This window comes from Pantoea sp. Lij88 (genome assembly GCF_030062155.1).
Classification (GTDB): Bacteria; Pseudomonadota; Gammaproteobacteria; order Enterobacterales; family Enterobacteriaceae; genus Pantoea.
On sequence record NZ_CP118267.1, the window covers coordinates 461,921 to 481,848 of the forward strand.

Here is a 19,928-nt window from a genome sequence, read left to right on the forward strand (position 1 = left end):
AGCTTACTTGCCCTGTTCATCGCTCTCACCCAGGAAGAAATACCAGAGAGGAATCGACAACAGCCCGGTAAAGACCGTGGAGTAGAGCAGGATCATCATCGCCTGAGTGATATACATCGTCAGTGACCAGTGGCTGAAGGGAATCTGATACTGATCAATCACGCCACCAATCATCGCATTCGCCATCACCGAAATGACAATCAGCGCCAGCACCGTCACGCTGCGCAGAAAATAACGCATCTCTTTGCGCTTACCGGCAAAGCGCGACTGCACGATAGCCAGCGGTGACTGCTTATCCGGCGCGATTTCAACCCGCACGATGGACGCCCGCTGCGCGCTACGCCAGCGCTGAATATCCAGCAGTATCAGCACCAGCAGACTGACGCCCATGACGGGCAGAGCATAGCCCAGCGCCAGCATCACGATCAGGCTGGTGCCCTGCGCATAGCGCGGCAGCGCCAGCCAGGCAGCTAACAGCGTCTGCGATGGGCTGAGCTGTGGAACAGCCGGACGGCGAATCCACCACATGCGATAGCCCAGCACAATCATCGTGCAGAGTCCGAAGCCAAAAAGCGCCAGAATCAGCTGGTTAGGCAGGCCAAACAGCACGCCCATATGCGCATCCACCCCCCAGCGGGTCAGTTTCGCCACCAGCGGGAAGCGGGCAAACTCAACGCGATCCACCACGCTGAAATTAACCGGATTGAGCGAAACCGCATCAACCTGGCTGGGCCAGCTGCGATCAATCTCCGAAACCGTCCACGCCTGTTGCGCGTTTTTAGGCTGGCGCAGTTCCAGTTTCGTGGCGTGCAGTCCGGCCTGACGTGCCGCCGTCAGTGCCTGATCCCAGCGGGCATTCGGCTGATTCAGAATCACCGGCGCGGCGGTTTTCGCAGGCATGGTCATTCCGGACATCGTCATCCCCTCCATCGCACCGCGATGGTCAGCATGCGGATCGGCAGGTTCGGCAGGCATTGTACCGTTCAGCGCAGTATTGACCTGCGGCGTTGTCCAGCCGAAGTCGTTGCGCATCTTATCAATTTTGTTGCCCGCCCACTGTGACCAGGTCAGCCCGGTGACGGAGAAGAAGACCAGGCCGATAGCCAGCAGCAGACCCAGCGTGACGTGCCAGTGACGCGTTGCCGCAAAGCCGCTGCGCACTTTCTTACGGGTGCGTGGCGGGCGGGTGCCGGCCCATAAAACAATCCCACCCAGCGCGGCGACCCACAGCCACGACGCCGCCAGCTCACTGTAGTTACGGCCAAAATCGCCCAGCAACAGGCCGCGATGCAGCTGATCCAGCCACATCCGCAGCGGCAACACGCCGCTGGTGCCATACACCGTCATATCGCCTTTCACCTGCAGGGTGTAAGGATCGATAAACAGGGAGCGCGACTCAGATGGGCCAAGCTGAGGTTCAGCAAACTGTACCCGGGTTGTATCCTGCGGACCCGGCGCAGGACGCACGGCGTAAATGCGTGCGGATTCACCGGCCCGGGCCCGGGCGGCGGCAATCTGGGCTGACAGGGGGTGTGCCACGCCCTGCGCGTCGGTGGTCAGGGCATCGTGATAAATCGCCTGTTCCAGTTGCGGCGTCAGAACGTAGAGCGTACCGGTAAGGGCGGCGACAAAAATAAACGGCGCAATGAACAGGCCAATATAAAAATGCAGGCGGCGAAACAGATTAAACAGGGTGCCGCGTGGTGCAGGGGACATTTCCCGATTAGAGGACATAGCATTCCACACTTTTCAAAAGACAAAGGCGATCAGGTGACGTTGTCACGCAATCGAATCAGTTAGCAGTGAGTGTGACGCGAAACAGGGTGGCGCGCGCGGGCGATGAAGGCGCAACAGGCGTCGCCATTGAGGCGGATTAATGGCAGAAGGCGGCGGGGCGCGGCTGACCAGGCACATCCACCAGCTGAATGGGATAAACACCCAGAGCATCAGCGGCACATGCACCAGTAAATCGCAGTAGCCACAGGCAAAGCCCGAACCCATCATCATGCCGTGGTCTGCCATCGTCATCTCGCTGTGATGATCCATCATCGGCATCTCTGCACTCATCGCAGAGGCATCCTGCATCGCGGCGCGATGTTCAGCCAGATTCTTTGAGATCATCGGGGCAACAAACAACAGCAGCACGGCCAGTATCGCAATACCGGCAGTGAATCGTTGTCTGATGGAAGATCTCTGCATTATTTTAACGGGCGCAAGGGTCAGAATTGAGGGCGGCAGTGTAACGCGAAGGGAATAAAAGGGTTAAATAAAGTGGCGTCTGTTGCGGGAAAATTCGCACTCTTTGAACATATTCACTTTAATTTTAGCATCATTTAACTTAGTTGTTACCCACCTAATACATACAAATAACATTAATGATTCGGCTGCGATCAAACCGAACCCATAAAGGACAGAGAATGAAAATTGTAATGCTGGATGGTGACACGCTGCCTGTATCGCTGCCAACCGGGCAGCAGAATGCTGACTGGGAGATTCGCGCGCATACGCCGGTCAGTGACATCGTGTCGGCGCTTGCTGGAGCTACTGTCGCGATCACCAATAAGGTGCCATTACGTGCCAGCACGCTGGCGCAACTACCCGAACTGCGCTTTATCTGTGTCGCGGCGACCGGTTATGACTGTATTGACCTCGACGCCTGTCGCGCCCGTGGCATCGTGGTCAGTAATGTTCCTGGCTACTCCACCCAGAGTGTTTCAGAGGCGGTAATCGCCGCGATTTTTGCCCTGCGCCGTCAGACGATCGCTTATGCCAGCAATACCCGCATCGACTGGCCTGAGGCTCAGCATTTCTGTCTGCATCGTCAGCCGATAGGTGACATTGGCGGCGCTATGCTGGGTATCGCGGGCAAAGGCGACATCGGTCTGGCGGTCGGCAGGCTTGCGCAGGCCCTTGGTATGCAGGTGCAATATGCAGAGCGCAAAGGCCGTGACAGGGTGCGTGAGGGGTATGTCAGCTTTGAGCAGATGCTGGTGACAAGCGATATTATTTCGCTGCACTGTCCGCTGAGTGACACTACCCGCCAGATGATCGATCGCGAGGCACTGGAGAAAATGAAACCCCATGCGCTGCTGATTAATACCGCTCGCGGTGGACTGATTAACGAGGCCGATCTCGCTGATGCATTAAAGCAGGGTGTCATCGGAGGCGCGGCGCTGGATGTGCTGAGCAGCGAACCGCCTGCAATTGATAACCCACTGCTGGCTGATCTGCCAAATCTGCTGCTGACGCCACACATCGCCTGGGCGAGTCGCAGCGGCGTGGAGAATCTGGTCACGGGCGTAATGGCCAGTATCGCGGCCTTTATTCAGGGCGAGCCGATTAACGTAGTGAGCTGAGTCAGGCCTGATGGTCTTTTAACACCCGACCTTCGTCGATATTCAGAGCAACCTCGTAGAATTCAGGTAAACAGTTTTACGGGGTTTACTAATCAGAGTATTAATTTCGTCAGGTGCATCAGTACGTTAAACGCTCAGGGGCGACAGGATTTAGCGCCCTTTACTGGCTGATTCAGCCGTTGTAAGCGCTTCAGGAACAGAAAGGATTCTGGTCAGTGAAAAAGGAGAACAGCACGTCCACGCCTCATGATGCGACATTCCGGCAATTTCTGACGCAGCCGGATATTGCCCGGGATTTTATGGCGCTGCACTTGCCGCCAGCGCTACGCGAACGCTGTGATCTCAGTACGCTGAAGCTGGAGTCGGGCTCATTTGTCGAGGATGACCTGCGGCAGTATTTCAGCGACGTGCTTTACAGCCTTAAAACAACCGCTGGCGAAGGCTATATCCATGTACTCATTGAGCATCAGTCCTCACCTGACAAACACATGGCATTTCGGCTGATGCGCTATGCAGTGGCCGCCATGCAGCGCCATCTTGAAGCGGGACATAAGAGATTGCCGCTGGTGATTCCCATCCTTTTCTACACCGGCAGACGTTCGCCCTATCCCTATTCGACCCGGTGGCTGGATGAATTTGACGATTCGGTACTGGCCGACAGCCTTTACAGCCACAGTTTTCCGCTGGTCGATGTCACGGTGATTCCTGATGATGAGATCATGCAACACCGCAGCATGGCGGCACTGACTTTGTTGCAAAAACATATTCGTCAGCGGGATCTTAAAGAACTGATGGACAGGCTGGTAACCCTATTGAGAGCTGGCGATCACTCTTCATCACAGGTGATATCACTGGTAAACTACATTGTGCAGGCGGGCGAAGTATCAAACGCCAAAACCTTTGTACGGCAGCTGGCACAGCGTGTGCCCCAACACGAGAACGCACTTATGACGATCGCACAACAGCTTGAGCAGATAGGGCTTGAGAAAGGGCTTGAGCAAGGCATTGAACTGGGACGCATGGAAGGCATAGAGATCGGCCTTCAGGAAGGCGGGCAGGTCATGCAACACAGAATTGCCCGCACCATGCTAAAGAGTGGCATGGATCGCAATACGGTTATGCAAATGACCGGCCTTGCAGAAGATGAGCTGGCGCAGATTTCTCACTGAGAATCAGTTAAGCGCTGTTTATCGCTGACGACTCATCTCGCCAGCGCACTGCACGAAAAATGTAAAATCAGCTTGCCGGGATCATGGGAACCCCATCGCATCTCATCACGGCGAGAAGTTAGTTGTGCGCTCAGAATCAGAATATCGAGCGCCCCAGCTTGTCGGTCAGCAATTCCAGCACGGCAGTTCCGGCCAGCGAATTACCCGCGCTGTCCAGTCCGGGCGACCAGACGGCAATGCTCATCTCGCCTGGGATGATAGCAATAATCCCGCCGCCCACACCTGACTTAGCTGGCATCCCGACGCGCCATGCAAATTCGCCTGCGCCGTCGTACATTCCGCTGGTGATCATCAGCGCGTTAATCTGCCGTGCCTGACGCGGTGTGATCATCTGGCTGCCATCCAGCGTTTTGCCCTGATTCGCCAGATAGATAAATGTGCGGGCCAGCTCAATGCAGTTCATTGACAGCGAGCAATAGTGGAAATAGGTCTGCATCACGCTGGTGACATCGTTATCGAAATTACCGAACGACTTCATCAGCCAGGCGATGGCGGCATTACGGGCAGAGTGTTCAAACTCCGAGCGGGCGACGTGGCGATCATAATTGATATCGGGCTGCTGACTCAGCTGACGCACAATTTCCAGCATGCGCTGACGCGGGGCGGTCAGTCGGGTTTCCAGCAGATCGCAAATCACCAGCGCACCGGCGTTAATAAACGGATTACGCGGCTTGCCCTGTTCCAGTTCCAGCTGCACCAGCGAATTAAAGGGCTGGCCTGACGGCTCTTTGCCGACCCGCTGCCAGATTTCGCTGTCCTCATAGCGGGTCAGCGCCACGGTCAGGGACAGCGCCTTGGAGATCGACTGAATCGAAAAGCGCGTCTCCGCATCGCCCGCCTGAAAGAGGGTGCCGTCACGCAGGCAAACCGCAATGGCCAGATTGTCGGCCGCCACATCGGCCAGCGCAGGGATATAGTCAGCCACTTTTCCCTGATGAACCAGCGGACGCACCTGGTCCAGGATCTCCTGCAGCAGAGCATTATTCAGTTCAGACACGCACCTTCTCCCGTCCATTCTCGCGGTCCCCATTTGCGACCGGCGAATCATTAATTGTTAGCGGCTCCGCCGCAATTTCAGCTGATAGGTTTTGACTGCGCTGCCAGCGGAGCCAGCAGCATCTGCAACAGGCTCAGCAGTGCCAGCACGCTGAAGGGCAGCGTCCAGTTACCGCTCTGCTCATGCAGCATGCCAAAGCACAGCGGCCCGAGCGCCGCCAGCGCATAACCCACACACTGCGCCATGCCAGACAATTGTGAGGCCTGGCGGTGATTGGTGGCTCGCAGATTAAACAGCGAGAGGCAGAGCACCAGTGATGCGCCTGCGCCCAGTCCGGCGAGTGTCAGCCAGACGGCGGCCCATTGCGGATTAAGCAGCAAACCCAGCATGCCGAGAAAAATACCCGCTGAGGCAATGAACGCGGTGAGTCGGGCATCTTTAACCCGCTTCAGCGCCATCATACAGCCCAGGTTAGCGACGATCGCAATCGCCTGATACCAGAACAGCAGCCAGCCCGCGCTGGACTGGCTGAAGCCATTATCCTGAGCAAACACGGTAAACCAGTCGATCAGGGTATAAAACGCCAGCGATTGCAGCGCCATAAATAGCGCGATCTGCCAGCCGCCAGCCGATCGCCAGGGATGACGATGTGCGACGGGCGCATCGGCAGGCGCTAAGGTTGATTGCCGCTGACGTAGCAGCGGCAGCCAGGCGAGCAGCGCAACCAGCCCCGGCAGCGCCCAGACCACCAGCGAGAGTCGCCAGCCCGCCGTGGAGAGCTGGCTCAGCGGTACGGCAATGCCTGAAGCGAGGCTGGCAGTAATCGACATGGTGGCGGCATACAGGCCAATATATTTAGCCGTTTGGGCGGTGAAATCGCGTTTAATCAGTGGCGGCAGCAGCACGTTGGCGGCGGCAATGCCTGCACTCAGCAGCAGTGTTCCGCCCCACAACGCCGCTTCAGCGGGCTGCCAGCGCAACAGCGAACCGGCCGTAATCAGGCACAGCGCGCCCCATAAACTGCGTTCCAGCCCGACGCGATGACCCAGCCAGGCGGCGGGCGGCGCGAGCAGGGCAAACAGCATCAGGGGAATAAAATTAAACAGGCCCGCTTCACCGGCGCTGAGGCCAAAAGTCTCGCGGATATCCTGCAGTACCGGACCCGCGACGGTAATCGGCGCGCGAAGATTAGCCGCAGTGAGCAGCAGGACGAACAAAAAAAACGTGGCGCTGGAAAACACAGCGAGAGGTTTAGCTGGGTGTTGTACAGGCATCATGGCAGGGATCATCACAGGCAGCAGGGCTGCGGGGGCGTTGCTTGACGTTAACGCTTACGCATCAGAATTGATGTCTGGGCGCTACTCTACTAACCGGCTGGTGGAGTGTAAAGCCTTGTTATGCGATGAATTAGCGCAAATGCGATCTCGCTACAGGCTTCATCGCTTTACCGATCAATGGAATTCAGGTTCCGGGAAGTGACCGCAGTCATTCTGGCTGGGATTGGTGCCGGGCTGGCAGGTCTGTTGACGGGTTTCGGCCGCCGGGACCGGTTTTTCAGCGTGCCATGGGGCGGCACTGCAGGCACTGAGAAGGGAAACCAGAATCATCACACTGACAACGCGCATAGCCGCTCCTTATTAACCATCATGAACAAGGTCACGTCGGTGATCGGCGGTTTGCGGGTCAGGGACGTCTTATCTGAGTGTGGTCGCTAAGGAAATTCTGTCAATTAAAACAGCGCAAACATCAGCGCGACAGGAAAACTCATTGGCCAGGTCGCACCTACTAAAAAGGCACTCAGCAGTTTGATGCTTAACTTATCTTTGGCGATGAAGAACGTGATCAGCGTAGCGACCAGTGCAACAACGGCATAGAAAATGAGCATACCCTGGTACAGTGTCATCGTTATCTCCGCAGCGTCATTAAGGTTTTCGCTGCGCATGATGCGGATTTTTGTGATCCAGATCAAGAGCTGCAGGGTTTAGGATCTAAAGAAATCATGGGGTAAGCCCCCGATTCGCTCGCTAACCGGTAATCTCACCGCAGGCGATTTCAGGCTGAAACCAGGTCGCAAAATTGCCGCTCAAACCTTTGCTGACGCCGGAACTGCTTCCTGGCTACCGCTGGCGAAGACTCCCCGATTATTTGTCTCCAGGCCGTAAAAAAGCCCGCCAGCGTGGGCGGGCAATATGTGAGAGTAAAAAAGGTGAGTTAACTCTGCCGGTACAGCGCCATCACTTCTTCCAGGTCAGGCGTGCGGGGATTGCCGCCGGTACAGACATCATCCAGCGCCGCCTGTGCCAGTGCCGGGATATCCGCCTCCTGTAAGCCCACCTCACGCAGGGAACGCGGAATGCCCACATCGCGACAGAGCTTGCGAACCGCGGCGACCGCTGCTTCCCGTGCCTGATCCAGTGACAGGGTATCGATCTGTTTCACGCCCATCGCGCGGGCGATATCGCGATATTTTTCGCCTGTGCAGGAGGCATTCCACGCCATCACCTGCGGCAGCAGAATGGCGTTTGCTACGCCGTGCGGGACGTTATAAAAGGCCCCCAGCGGGTGTGCCATACCATGCACCAGACCGAGACCGACATTAGAGAAGCCCATTCCGGCGACATACTGCCCCAGCGCCATCTGCTCGACCGCCTCACTATCGCCCGCGACTGACTTTCGCAGCGACTGGCTGATAATCCCGATAGCTTTCAGGTGCAGCATATCGGTCATAGCCCAGGCACCGCGCGTGATGTAGCCTTCAATCGCGTGCGTTAAGGCATCAATGCCGGTTGCGGCTTTCAGCGAGGGGGGCATGCTCGCCATCATCTCCGCATCAATAATTGCCACTTTCGGAATGTCATGGGGATCGACACAGACAAACTTGCGACGATTCTCTTCATCGGTAATCACATAGTTGATGGTGACTTCTGCGGCCGTGCCTGCGGTGGTCGGGATCGCGATGATCGGCACACAGGGATGCCGGGTGGGCGCGACGCCTTCCAGACTGCGGACGTCTTCAAACTCCGGGTTGTTAATAATAATGCCGATCGCCTTACTGGTATCCTGCGGTGAGCCGCCACCGATGGCGATCAGGTAGTCAGCGCCTGACTGTCGGAACACCGCAACGCCCTGTTGCACAACCCGGATGGTAGGGTTCGGCACCACCTCATCATAAACCGCCCACGCAAGCTGGTGCTGATCCAGCAGATCGGTTACCCGCTTCAGCGCACCCGCTGCCACCAGCGCTTCGTCCGTGACGATCAGCGCTTTCCGCATCCCGCGACGCTCCACCTCTTCGGGCAAATGACGTAAAGCACCGGCCCCAAACCAGGCCGTCTCATTCAGAATCATACGTTGGGTCATCAAAACATCCTCTGTTAACAAATGAATTTTCACCATCGGCGATCCCCGCTTCAGCTTCTGCGCAGAAGCTCTCAGTTCCGGGCCATGACAGTTGATAAAAATCAATCAATTAGCAAAAAAGGCGGTGTCTGCGCCAGCGGGTTTTGTGCGGGATGTCGCACATCAGACTCACGGCCCTGTCGGGGGGTTTCCGTCAATCGCTGGAGGTATGCCACACTGCTGCATCAGCAATCACGCATGCCCATGAGGAATGAAGACATGACCCGATTCGTAATGAATAAAAAGGATGATCTCGTCGACAGCGCGCTGGATGGCATGATTTACGCCAGCCCGTGGCGCAATCTGGTGCGGCTGCAGGTCGATCCGCGCATTCGCATCGTGATGCGCAGGGACTGGACCAAACAGCAGGTCGCGCTGATCTCCGGTGGCGGTTCCGGCCACGAACCGGCGCACGTCGGCTTTATCGGCAAAGGGATGCTGACGGCGGCCGTCTGCGGGGATGTATTTGCCTCTCCCAGCGTGGACGCGGTTTATAACGCCATCATTAACATTACCGGTGAGGCGGGATGTCTGCTGATTGTGAAAAACTACACCGGCGATCGGCTCAATTTTGGGCTGGCGGCAGAGAAAGCCCGAAAAGCGGGATTCAGCGTCAACATGGTCATTGTTGGTGACGACGTTGCGCTGCCCGATAATCCTCAGCCACGCGGCGTAGCGGGCACCTTGCTGGTGCATAAAGTGGCGGGCTTCGTCGCTGAACGCGGTGATGACCTGGCGGCAGTGACCGAAGCGGCAGAGGCGGCCAGCCATGCGATCGCCACCATGGGCGTTGCGCTCTCAAGCTGTCATCTGCCGGATGAACAGACCGGCCAGCGTGTCCCGGACGGCAGCGTTGAAATGGGGCTGGGGATCCACGGCGAGCCGGGCGTTGACGTGATGCAGACGCAGAACAGTCAGCAGATTGTGCAGCATCTGCTGGAGAAGGTCATGCCGGACAACGACCAGCCACGCGCACTGCTGGTGAATAATCTTGGCGGCATGTCGGCGCTGGAGATGAGTCTGGTCACACGGGATCTGATCGAGTCGCCCCTCAGTCGTGGCAGTAATTATCTGATCGGCCCGGCGCCGCTGATGACGGCGCTGGACATGAAAGGCTTTTCCGTCACCTGCATGACGCTGACACCGCTGTTTGAAGAGGCGATCTGCGCGCCGGTTGAAGTCACAGGCTGGCTTCCGGCGGTTAAGATCGCGCCGCTGCAGCCGGTGATCGCGACAAAAGAGGCAACGGCGCATCCTGCGCAACCTTCCGATAACCCGACAGTCGCGGCCTTTGTTAGCTGCATCTGTGAAACGCTGATCGTCTGCGAAGGTGAGCTGAACAAACTGGATGCGCAGGTCGGCGACGGCGATACCGGTTCAACCTTTGCTGCTGGCGCGCGCCAGATCCAGCGCGAATGTGCAGATAAGAAACTGCCGTTGAATGCCTTGCCCGATCTGCTCGCGGTGACGGGTGAGCGACTGGCGACGGTGATGGGTGGATCCAGCGGCGTGCTGATGGCGATCTTTTTCACGGCTGCTGCGCAGCAACTGGCGGAAGGTGGGGCGCTGCCCGAGGCCCTGCAGCAGGGTCTGGAAAAGATGAAGCAGTATGGTGGGGCGCAACCCGGCGATCGTACGCTGATCGATGCGCTGCAACCGGCCATCGAGGCGCTGGTGGCGGGTGAACCGCTGGCCGGGGCGGCTGATGCCGCGCAGCAGGGCAGTGATGCGACGGCCAGCATGGGGAAAGCAAAGGCAGGGCGTTCATCCTACCTTAACAGCGCTAACCTCAACGGCGTGCCCGATCCGGGTGCCGTCGCGGTCGCCAGAGTCTTTGCGGCATTAAAACAGCTTTAAGCATTTCTGCTGACTTATGGCGCTAAACGCGCCTGTAAAAAGGCCAGTAACTGACGGTTTACCTCGCTGCGCTGACGGTGCTGTGGGTAAACCGCATTCAGGGAGAGCGGTGGCGGCTGGCAATCGTCCAGTACCGTCACCAGTTCACCACGCTGCAGCGCGTTCTCTACAATAAAGGCCGGTAATAACACCAGCCCTAAACCCGCCAGTGCGGCATCCCGCAGTACTTCGCCGTTGTTACTCACCATCGGCCCCTGAACCGCCAGCCATTTCGCTTTGCCATTAACCTGCAGTTCCCAGCCATTCTGACCTTCACGTCCGTAGCGCAGACAGGCGTGTTGCAGCAACGCTTCTGGCTGTTGCGGCGTGCCAGCCCGTTTCAGATAGTCGGGACTGCAGCAGATTACCCGCTTCAGCTCACCCAGCGGACGGGCAATCAGGGTGGAATCTGCCAGGGTGCCGATGCGAATTGCCATATCCACGCATTCGCCAATGACATCAACATAGCGGTCAGCCAGCTCAATCTGAAACTGCAGGGCCGGATGGTGACGCAGAAATTCGGCGATCAGCGGTGACAGGTGGCTCATACCAAAAGACATCGGCATATTGATGCGGAAAGTACCGCGTAGCGCCTGCTGCTGCTCCGAGACCGCCAGTTCGGCTTCCTGAATCTCATCCAGAATACGCTGGGCATGCTGCGCAAACAGCAGTCCCGCATCGGTCACTGACAGCTTGCGGGTATTGCGGATCAGCAGGCGGACGCCTAACGAAGCCTCCAGCGCGGCCATGCGGCGGCTGACATATTGCTTCGATAACATCAATTGCTCAGCCGCTGCAGTAAAGTTGCCAGCATGCATCACGGCGACATAAATCCGGAGGTCTTCAATCTGCATAGTGTCCACTTATCGGTGACAGTCACGGGGATTCAGGCGATAGTTCAGCCGCAGGCGTTAACTTATATCGGGTAATGGGCGACAGGGCAACGCGTCCGCTGACCGTGCCTGCGCGACAGAGATCATAGATTTGCCGTTCCGCTGCCACTAAACAGGCAGGCTGGCGGGTTAATTGCGCTAAAGCCGTTATAGTAAGCAGGCAGTGACGAAACAGGTCTGGAGAGATTTCCGGGATAATCTGATAAGGAGTGGCTGGTGAAAAAATTACTCTGCGCGACGGTGCTGGCCGTTTTGCCTCTGACCACGCTGGCGGCGTCGGTGTTTACGCTGCAATCGCAGGATTTCAGCGACAATGCGCTACTGGATAAGAAGTTTGCCGGTGCTAATAAAAGTAATCCTTCCTGTACCGGCGAGAATATCTCTCCCGAACTGAACTGGTCTGCGACGCCAGCGGGCACGCGCAGTCTGGCGCTGCTGATGACCGATCCTGTCGGCGCGAAAGGGCTGGGCGTCACCCACATGGTGGCCTATAACATTCCCCCCAGCCGTTCGTCGTTTGTGCAGGGTGCGCTGACGCAGGGCAAGGACTACACCGGCGGAAAAAATACGCCAGGCACGCTGCACTATTACGGGCCGTGCCCGCCAGCAGGCAGTGGATTGCATCACTATAACTTTGTGCTGATTGCCACCGATTTACCGGTGGGCCAGCTGAAAGCCGGACTCACCCAGGCGGAACTGGTGGCTCAGCTGAAAGGCCATGCGCTCGGCGCGGCCAGCACGGTCGGCCGGTTCAGTAATGAGTAATCTGCAGGTTTGCAGAGGCAGTTAGCCTGCCTCTGCGCGTTATGCCTCAGTCGCCACTGAACATCTCCCGGATGCGTGATGCAATGTGATCGGTGTGCGTCTCCAGCGCGAAATGGCCGCTATCCAGCATCTCAACCACCGCCTGCGGATTATCGCGCTGCCAGGCCACTGCGCCCGGTGGAATAAAGAACGGATCGTTTCTGCCCCAGATCACCAGCGTCGGAACCTGCTGCTGACGGAAGAACGCCTGAAATTCCGGATAGCGTTTCAGGTTATTTGCGTAATCAAGAAACAGTGCCTGCTGAATAGCTTTGTTGCCGGGGCGCTCCATCAGCAGCGTGTCCAGGGTATACGTTTCAGGAGCGATTTGCTGCGGATCGCTGACCCCATGCAGATACTGCCACTTCACACCTTCCAGCGTCAGAATGGCGTCGCGAATCACCTGACCGTTTGTCTCGCTGGGATCCGCCCAATAGGCGCGAACCGGTGCCCATGCTTCTCCTAATCCTTCCAGATAGGCGTTCCCGTTCTGCGATATCAGCCCGCTGACGCGGTCAGGATAGGCCAGCGCCAGCCGCAGGCCTGCTGGTGCGCCATAGTCAAAAACATACATCGCATACCGTTTCAGCCCCAGTGCATCGACAAAGGCGGTCAGCGTGTTACCGAGCGCGTCGAAGGTCCATGAATAATCGCGTTCAGCGGGGACCTCAGTGAAACCAAAGCCCGGCATATCCGGGGCGATGAGATGAAATTTGTCGGCCAGAAGCGGAATCAGATTGCGGAACTGATGTGAAGAGGTGGGAAAACCATGCAATAACAGCAGCACGGGCAGGGAAGGATCGCCGGCTTCACGGTAAAAAATATTGATGCCGTCGGCCTGCTGGTAGCGGTAAGAAATTGATTGTGCATTCATGCGAACTCCTGTAACTGGGTAAATTACTTTTAAGGGGTTACCTGAAGCTAAGTATGCCGCGATAATGTAACCTGTCAAATTAATTAATAACGGTTACAATAAGCATGAGGTAACTACTCAATTGCATTTTTATCGGTTACAGTAGCGCCAACAGAATTGAACGGGAGGAGCACTATCATGGCGGAAACGCAATCGCAGAGCGGCCAGGGGCCGTGGTTTCTGGCCGATCATCCGGCGCTGGATTTCATCAACACTGAGGCCATTGTCGAGGGCCATCCGCACGATTTCTGGCAAACCGATCAGGATGTTGAAGCGTGGCTGCAGCATTCCGGGCTGGCAGCAGATGGCCTGGCGTCGCAGCATGAACCGGATGCGCTGTTGCAGGCCGCACGTCAGTTACGTCAGATCATCCGTAATAGTGTACAGCAGCATAAAGCGGGTGAAGCCGTGGATATTCAGGCCCTGAATGCCTGGCTGGGCGAAGCAACCAGCCATCTGCAGCTGACCGGCGAGCCAGGTGAATTACAGCTCAGGCGCGTCTATGCAGGCCAGAGTGTCATGCAGCAACTGGGACAGGTTGCGGAGCAGGCTGCGATGCTGCTGGCGCAGGAGGATTTCAGCAGAGTCCGCCCCTGTGAACATCCCGCCTGTACCCTGTGGTTTTACGATCGCACCAAAGCGCATCGCCGCCGCTGGTGTAGCATGGCGCTGTGCGGTAATCGGGCAAAAGTCGCGCGTTTCAGGGCGGTTAAATCAGGTGGGTAGAGCGTCAGGCGGCAGATAAAAAAACACCCTGCAGAGCAGGGTGTCAGGTGACTTACTTCGCCGCTGTTGCGGCAGGCTTATGTCGTTTACGCAGCTTATCAATCAGGCGATGCGCTTCCGCTTTGGTTGCCACCGCAGGCGATGAACCGGTCAGCGGCTGACGCGCCGTTTCACGAACCGTCAGGATCGTCAGCAGGCCAATCACACCCGCGCCCATCATGTAGTAAGCCGGCATCATGTTGTTTTTGGTGGTATCCACCAGCCACGCGGTAATCAGCGGTGTCGTACCCCCAAACAGCGAAACCGACAGGTTGAAGCCGATGGCCAGCGCACTGTATCGGATATCGGTGGTAAACAGCGCGGGCAGCGTCGAAGGCATGGTGCCGCTGAAGCAGGTGTGCAGCACACCCAGAATCATCAGGCCGCCAAAGACCGCCCACATATTACCTGAACCGATCAGCATAAAGCTCGGGATGGCGAGCAGGATCAGACCCACCGCACCAAAGGCAATCACCGGACGACGACCGATGCGATCAGTCCAGCGGCCCCACAGCAGCGTCAGCGGCATCATCACGAACATCGCCACCATCACCAGCAGCAGACCACTCAGCTCGGGCAGACCCAGCACGCCGGTCAGGTAGCTCGGCATGTAAGACGTCAGCATGTAGTTGGAGACGTTAAACAACAGCACCAGACCGATACACTTCATCATCGGCGCACGGTATTTGCTCAGCATCTGCATCAGCGTCAGACGCGGTTTGCTCTGTTCCAGCGCCTCCTGTTTTTCCATATGCTGCTGGAATGCCGGGGTCTCTTCCAGCTTCAGCCGTACATAGAGACCAAACAGGCCCAGCGGCGCGGCGATAAAGAACGGCACGCGCCAGCCCCAGGACATCATGGCCTCATTGGACATCACGGTCGTCATCACTGTTACCAGGCTGGCACCCATCAGATAACCCCCGATGGTGCCGAACTCCAGGAAGCTGCCCATAAAGCCACGGCGTTTGTCGGTCGAGTACTCTGCGATAAAGGTCGCGGCTCCGCCATATTCACCGCCGGTCGAGAAGCCCTGAATCAGACGGGCCACCAGCAGCAGAATCGGTGCCATGATCCCGATTGAGGAGTAGGCCGGGATCAGGCCGATACAGAATGTCCCGATCGACATCATGATCATTGTCATCGCCAGCACTTTCTGTCGGCCGATGCGGTCACCCAGCGGGCCAAAGACCAGGCCGCCAATCGGACGTACCAGGAAGGCCGCCGCAAACGTACCAAAGGTGGCGATCAGCTGCACCGCGTTGTTGGCATCCGGGAAGAAGACTTTGCCGATGATCACGGCGAGATAGCTGTAGACGCCAAAGTCGAACCATTCCATCGCATTACCTAACGCCGCTGCGCCAACCGCACGCTTCAGCATGTCGTTATCGATCACGGTAATGTCGTCGACAGTCAGCTCTTTAGGCTTCCTGTTCCAGAAATGTTTCTTTGGGTGTTCAGACGATGAGTTTCTGGTGTCCATAATCTCCTCAGGTGCATCAATGAAGGAGTCTTATAGCTTTCGCAGCCGCAAACAATGTTCAGAAGAAACCGTGGAAATGAAAGCTATAAGAAGCCGAATAAGTTTTAAGTGAAGCGGCAAAACCGCAGCCGCTAAACCATAGACCACGATTGTAAGGTTTTGCAAGTTTCCAGCCGAAATAACTGCCTTTCCTGACAAACCCAGCATGGACCACCTGTTCATGTCTGCTTACGACCCTGAACATCTGGTAATGTCGCGTGCCTGCCCTCCGGGTTATCACCAGCGTGGATAACGCGGTGGGGCTATCTGAACAGTTGCAGTGCGTCGATGCGATCCAGCGCCTCAAGCAAAGAGGTCGTCCCGGCCGTCAGGCTGATACGAATATAATCACGTCCCGCTGCGCCAAAAGCGTGGCCTGGCGCTACCAGCAGATGGCACTTTGCCAGTAACAGCGCGGCAAACTGCTCACCGGTAAAACCCGGTGGCGCGGCCAGCCAGAGGAAAAAAGTGCCCTGACGGGCGCGAACCGGCCAGTGCATTTCTGCCAGCCTGGCTAAAACCACCCGGCGGCGCTGATGATAAGGTTCTGCCAGCTGGGTGAGTTGTTCTGCAGGCAGCGACAGGGCGGTGATGGCGGCATCCTGTATCGCGCCAGATACCGTGCTGTAACTGTGTGTATGCAGTTTTTTAAAAGCCGCAATCACTGAGGCGTTTCCCACGGCAAAACCGACACGCCAGCCTGCCATGATGGCGCTCTTGGACAGCGTATAAATCTCCACGGCCCACTCTTTGCCATCCGGCAGGGCCAGCAGACTCAGCGGCTGTTCGCCCGACTCACTTCCCAGCGTGGCGTAGGCGAAGTCATGGATCAGCGGAATATGATGCTGGCGGGCAAAGGCCAGCGCGTCGGCGAACAGCGAGGGTGTCGCCAGTGCGCCCGTGGGATTGTGGGGGTAATTGAGCAGCAGCAGTCCGGCACGCGCCGCTATCTCATCCGGCACCTGGCGGAAATCGGGCAGAAAAGCGTTGCGCGCCTCCAGCGGAATACCATAAAAATCGGCACCGGCCTGACGCGCTGCTGAACGATAAAGGGGATAGCAGGGATCGGTCGAGATCAGCACCTGACCCGGATTGAGCAGCGCACGGGGAAAGCCGCTGACACCAATGTGCGCGCCCTGAAACAGCGCGATTTCGGTGTCGGGATCGAGAGTGACGCCGTAGTGACGCTGATAAAAATCAGCGATCGTCTGACGCAGGGTCGGTTTGCCCCAGAAAGAGGGATACTCATGGTTCTCCGGCCGCGCCGCCGCTGCCTGCAGGGCAGCAATGACGTCGGGCGGCGTCGGCTGACGCGGACTGCCAGAGGAGAGGTCGATCAACGGTAATTGCGCATCATCCAGCTCTGCCGCCTGCTTTTCCAGCAGGCTGAAGAGGTTCTCTTCCAGCGCCCCGACCAACTCTGAAGCTGCAAACTCCGCCATATTCATTCCGCAATAGAAAGGGTGAGGCGAAAAAGAATGACACAGCCAGCAGGTAAATCTTTAGCAGAAAAAACGCTGTCTTAAGCCAGTAAATGGATATTCAGCCTGCAACTATCGTTAGCATAAATAAGCTCAAGTCGGGAGGGGGTTTTGCCTGTTCCTGGCCGCGATGGCTGTGATTAAATCGATCGCTCTCACAATAATGAATCAGGTCACGCTATGCACATCACCTCCCGGGGAATTATTCTGGCACTCACCTCCGCCAGCCTTTTTATTTCAGTCGCTCAGGCAGCCGAACAGAAGATAATACGCATCGGATTTAATCCTGGGCCTTATAAAGAGCAGTTTGAAAAAGGCGTGGCACCCGGCTTAATAAAGCAGGGCTATACCCTGGAATATAAAGATTTCAGCGATGGGATTCAGGTTAATGATGCCGTCCATCGCGGTACGATTGACGCGAATATTATGCAGCATCCGGTCTATCTCAAGTCAGTTAATGAGCGGCTTGGCATTGATAACGTCGGGATAGTGCAGGTGCCGACCCCTCCAATGGGACTCTATTCTGCGCGCGTGAAAACACTGAATCAGCCCGCACCGGGCAGTACCGTGTCGGTGCCGAATCAGCCTTCCAATGAGTATCGTGCGGCGCTGCTACTGCAGAGCATTGGCTGGCTGAAAATCAGCCCTGACAGCGATGCCGCAACCTTTTCGCAAAAAAACATCACGGAGAATCCTTATAAAATCGTGCTGAAGGAGATAGATAATGCCCAGCAGGTGCGCGCACTGCCTGACGTCGATTATGGTGTCATTCAGGGCAACTTCGCCGTCTCCAGTGGTCTGAAACTCAATTCGGCACTGAAGCTGGAATCCCCGACCAGCCAGTTTATTAATGTGGTGACGGTAGCCGGTAAAAATAAGCAGGCTGAGTTTGCCCGTGACATTATTGCCGGCTATCACTCGGCCGAATTTAAAGCGTACATAACCGGTGATGCGCAATATACGGGCTACCTGTTACCAGACTATTTCAAATGAGTCAGGCGGCCATAGATTTTCGTCAGGTCAGTAAGGCCTTTGCGCGTAACGGTGCTGAAGTTCAGGCGCTGCAGGACATTAATCTGCGCATCAATCGGGGGGATATCTTTGGCGTGATCGGCACCAGCGGTGCCGGAAAAAGTACGCTGTTGCGTCTGATTAATCATCTGGAGACTCCTACGGCAGGCACGGTCGAGGTGCAGGGGGAAGCGTTACAGGGAATCACTAAAAAGCGGCTGATTGAGGTCAAAAAGCAGATTGGCATGATCTTTCAGCACTTCAACCTGCTCAATGCCCGGACGGTGTTTCACAATGTCGCGATTCCGCTGATTTTACAGAGGCGGGATAAAGCCTTTATCGCTGCTCGTGTGGCGGAACTGCTGGCGTTCGTTAACCTCAGCGATAAGGCCGACAGCTATCCGGACGAACTTTCCGGTGGTCAGAAACAGCGCGTCGGGATCGCCCGCGCGCTGGCAACCAATCCGGCGATTCTGCTGTGCGATGAGGCGACCTCTGCGCTCGATCCCCACACCACGGAACAGATCCTGCTGCTGCTGCAGGAGATTAATCAGCGTTACGGGATCACCATTGTTCTGATTACCCATGAGATGTCGGTGGTGCAGAAAATCTGCAACCGGATGGCAGTCATGGCCCAGGGTCGGATCGTCGAACAGGGCGATGTCCTGACGCTGTTCGCTGAGCCGCAACAGGCGGTGAGCGCCAGCTTTGTGCAGTCGGTCATTCACGATCGCCTGCCACAGCAGACGCTGGCGCTGCTGAGCCAGTCGCCGTCTATCGACGTGTTGCGGCTGGAGTTTGTCGGCGAGACGGCACAGCAGCCGATCATCAATCGTCTGATCCGTGAACATGACGTTGAAGTGAATATTTTGTTCGCCAGCATGACAGAGGTGCAGCGCACCATTCTGGGTTTCATGATTGTGCAGATCAGCGGTGAACCCGCCCGGCGCGCGGCGGCCATCCAGTTTCTCATCGCGACCGGAGTGAAAATCAGTGATGTCTGAACTCTTTGAAACCGCCGTGACGGGCGACCAGTTCCTGATGGCGATGCAGGACACGCTGATCATGGTGGCGCTGTCGCTGGGCTTTGGTTCGCTGCTGGGCCTGCCGCTCGGCATTGTGCTGGTGGTCTGTCGTCCGGGCGGTATCCGCCCGCATCGTCTGGTGCATCAGCTGCTGAACCCGATCGTCAATGTCATTCGTTCACTGCCGTTTATCATTCTGCTGATTACCATCCTGCCACTGACGCGCCTGCTGGTGAACACCACCATCGGCACCGCCGGGGCCATTGTGCCGCTGGTGATTTTCATCGCCCCCTATATTTCGCGGCTGGTGGAAAGTGCGCTGCTGGAGGTCGATGAAGGGATTCTGGAATCAGCGAATGCGATGGGCGCAACCCCATTTCAGACCATCTGGTATTTCATGATACCGGAAGCGGCTTCTTCGCTGGTGTTAGCCCTGACTACCGCCACCATTGGGCTGCTGGGTGCCACGGCGATGGCGGGCACGGTGGGCGGCGGCGGCATCGGCGATCTCGCCATTACTTACGGCTATCAACGTTTCGATGCTTTCGCCACGATTTCAACGGCGCTGGTGCTGATCGTGATAGTCCAGCTTCTGCAAACCTTGGGTACGCGGCTGTCACGGCGCATCCGACGCGAGTAA

At 56.9% G+C, this 19,928-nt stretch carries 19 protein-coding genes; 8 read left to right on the plus strand and 11 right to left on the minus strand.

The window, feature by feature from the left end; all coding sequences use genetic code 11:
- Nucleotides 1-3: 3 nt before the first annotated feature.
- Both PU624_RS02445 and PU624_RS02450 read right to left on the minus strand, forming a co-directional pair.
- Nucleotides 4-1,734, minus strand: coding sequence for a DUF2534 family protein (locus tag PU624_RS02445; protein WP_283544707.1), 1,731 nt, complete (start codon nt 1,732-1,734; stop codon nt 4-6).
- Nucleotides 1,735-1,779: 45 nt separating this feature from the next.
- A complete protein-coding gene (locus tag PU624_RS02450) occupies nt 1,780-2,199 on the minus strand; it encodes a DUF2946 domain-containing protein (protein ID WP_283544708.1) in 420 nt (139 codons plus the stop codon).
- A gap of 218 nt (nt 2,200-2,417) precedes the next feature.
- Here PU624_RS02450 and PU624_RS02455 point away from each other — a divergent pair, with 218 nt between their 5' ends.
- Entirely contained in the window at nt 2,418-3,356 is a 939-nt protein-coding gene (locus PU624_RS02455) for a D-2-hydroxyacid dehydrogenase (protein ID WP_283544709.1), read from the plus strand.
- Between the two features lie 215 nt (nt 3,357-3,571).
- Nucleotides 3,572-4,525, plus strand: a complete 954-nt coding sequence (locus PU624_RS02460) for an Rpn family recombination-promoting nuclease/putative transposase (protein WP_283544710.1) — start codon at nt 3,572-3,574, stop codon at nt 4,523-4,525.
- 136 nt (nt 4,526-4,661) lie between these two features.
- Here the strand turns inward: PU624_RS02460 and glsB are convergent, their stop codons facing one another.
- The 5 genes from glsB to fucO form a co-directional block, all read right to left on the minus strand.
- Nucleotides 4,662-5,600, minus strand: a complete 939-nt coding sequence (glsB, locus tag PU624_RS02465) for a glutaminase B (RefSeq protein ID WP_502921555.1) — start codon at nt 5,598-5,600, stop codon at nt 4,662-4,664.
- A 59-nt stretch (nt 5,601-5,659) separates the two neighbouring features.
- Nucleotides 5,660-6,859 (minus strand): CynX/NimT family MFS transporter, encoded by a 1,200-nt coding sequence (locus PU624_RS02470; RefSeq protein ID WP_283544712.1) that lies wholly within the window; start codon nt 6,857-6,859, stop codon nt 5,660-5,662.
- Between the two features lie 174 nt (nt 6,860-7,033).
- Nucleotides 7,034-7,207 (minus strand): hypothetical protein, encoded by a 174-nt coding sequence (locus PU624_RS02475; protein WP_283544713.1) that lies wholly within the window; start codon nt 7,205-7,207, stop codon nt 7,034-7,036.
- Nucleotides 7,208-7,311: 104 nt separating this feature from the next.
- Complete coding sequence (locus PU624_RS02480) at nt 7,312-7,485, minus strand: GhoT/OrtT family toxin (protein WP_008924737.1); 174 nt, start codon at nt 7,483-7,485, stop codon at nt 7,312-7,314.
- A gap of 308 nt (nt 7,486-7,793) precedes the next feature.
- On the minus strand, nt 7,794-8,942 hold the full coding sequence (fucO, locus tag PU624_RS02485) for a lactaldehyde reductase (RefSeq protein WP_283544714.1): 1,149 nt from the start codon (nt 8,940-8,942) through the stop codon (nt 7,794-7,796).
- Nucleotides 8,943-9,200: 258 nt separating this feature from the next.
- Between fucO and PU624_RS02490 the strand changes: the two genes are divergently transcribed.
- Complete coding sequence (locus PU624_RS02490) at nt 9,201-10,838, plus strand: dihydroxyacetone kinase subunit DhaK (protein WP_283544715.1); 1,638 nt, start codon at nt 9,201-9,203, stop codon at nt 10,836-10,838.
- 14 nt (nt 10,839-10,852) lie between these two features.
- Here PU624_RS02490 and PU624_RS02495 read toward each other — a convergent pair whose 3' ends face one another.
- Nucleotides 10,853-11,731 carry a LysR family transcriptional regulator gene (locus tag PU624_RS02495; RefSeq protein ID WP_283544716.1) on the minus strand — a complete coding sequence of 293 codons (879 nt, stop codon included), beginning with the start codon at nt 11,729-11,731 and terminating at the stop codon, nt 10,853-10,855.
- Between the two features lie 255 nt (nt 11,732-11,986).
- Between PU624_RS02495 and PU624_RS02500 the strand changes: the two genes are divergently transcribed.
- Nucleotides 11,987-12,535: a YbhB/YbcL family Raf kinase inhibitor-like protein gene (locus PU624_RS02500; protein ID WP_283544717.1), complete on the plus strand. Its 549-nt coding sequence runs from the start codon at nt 11,987-11,989 to the stop codon at nt 12,533-12,535.
- 46 nt (nt 12,536-12,581) lie between these two features.
- Here PU624_RS02500 and PU624_RS02505 read toward each other — a convergent pair whose 3' ends face one another.
- Nucleotides 12,582-13,448 carry an alpha/beta fold hydrolase gene (locus tag PU624_RS02505; protein ID WP_283544718.1) on the minus strand — a complete coding sequence of 289 codons (867 nt, stop codon included), beginning with the start codon at nt 13,446-13,448 and terminating at the stop codon, nt 12,582-12,584.
- Between the two features lie 177 nt (nt 13,449-13,625).
- On the opposite strand from PU624_RS02505, the gene PU624_RS02510 reads away from it, so the two are divergent.
- Nucleotides 13,626-14,213, plus strand: coding sequence for a CGNR zinc finger domain-containing protein (locus tag PU624_RS02510; protein WP_283544719.1), 588 nt, complete (start codon nt 13,626-13,628; stop codon nt 14,211-14,213).
- A 52-nt stretch (nt 14,214-14,265) separates the two neighbouring features.
- Here the strand turns inward: PU624_RS02510 and proP are convergent, their stop codons facing one another.
- Both proP and PU624_RS02520 read right to left on the minus strand, forming a co-directional pair.
- Nucleotides 14,266-15,732 (minus strand): glycine betaine/L-proline transporter ProP, encoded by a 1,467-nt coding sequence (proP, locus tag PU624_RS02515; RefSeq protein WP_283544720.1) that lies wholly within the window; start codon nt 15,730-15,732, stop codon nt 14,266-14,268.
- A gap of 302 nt (nt 15,733-16,034) precedes the next feature.
- The gene (locus PU624_RS02520; protein ID WP_283544721.1) at nt 16,035-17,213 is read right to left on the minus strand and encodes an aminotransferase class I/II-fold pyridoxal phosphate-dependent enzyme; all 1,179 of its coding nucleotides are present in this window, start codon (nt 17,211-17,213) and stop codon (nt 16,035-16,037) included.
- Nucleotides 17,214-17,432: 219 nt separating this feature from the next.
- Between PU624_RS02520 and PU624_RS02525 the strand changes: the two genes are divergently transcribed.
- From PU624_RS02525 to PU624_RS02535, 3 genes are read left to right on the plus strand one after another with little or no spacing between them, the layout of a single operon-like run.
- On the plus strand, nt 17,433-18,245 hold the full coding sequence (locus PU624_RS02525; RefSeq protein WP_283544722.1) for a MetQ/NlpA family ABC transporter substrate-binding protein: 813 nt from the start codon (nt 17,433-17,435) through the stop codon (nt 18,243-18,245).
- Nucleotides 18,242-19,267, plus strand: a complete 1,026-nt coding sequence (locus PU624_RS02530) for a methionine ABC transporter ATP-binding protein (RefSeq protein ID WP_283544723.1) — start codon at nt 18,242-18,244, stop codon at nt 19,265-19,267. The genes PU624_RS02525 and PU624_RS02530 overlap by 4 nt, the downstream gene beginning before the upstream one ends.
- A complete protein-coding gene (locus PU624_RS02535) occupies nt 19,260-19,928 on the plus strand; it encodes a methionine ABC transporter permease (RefSeq protein WP_283544724.1) in 669 nt (222 codons plus the stop codon). The genes PU624_RS02530 and PU624_RS02535 overlap by 8 nt, the downstream gene beginning before the upstream one ends.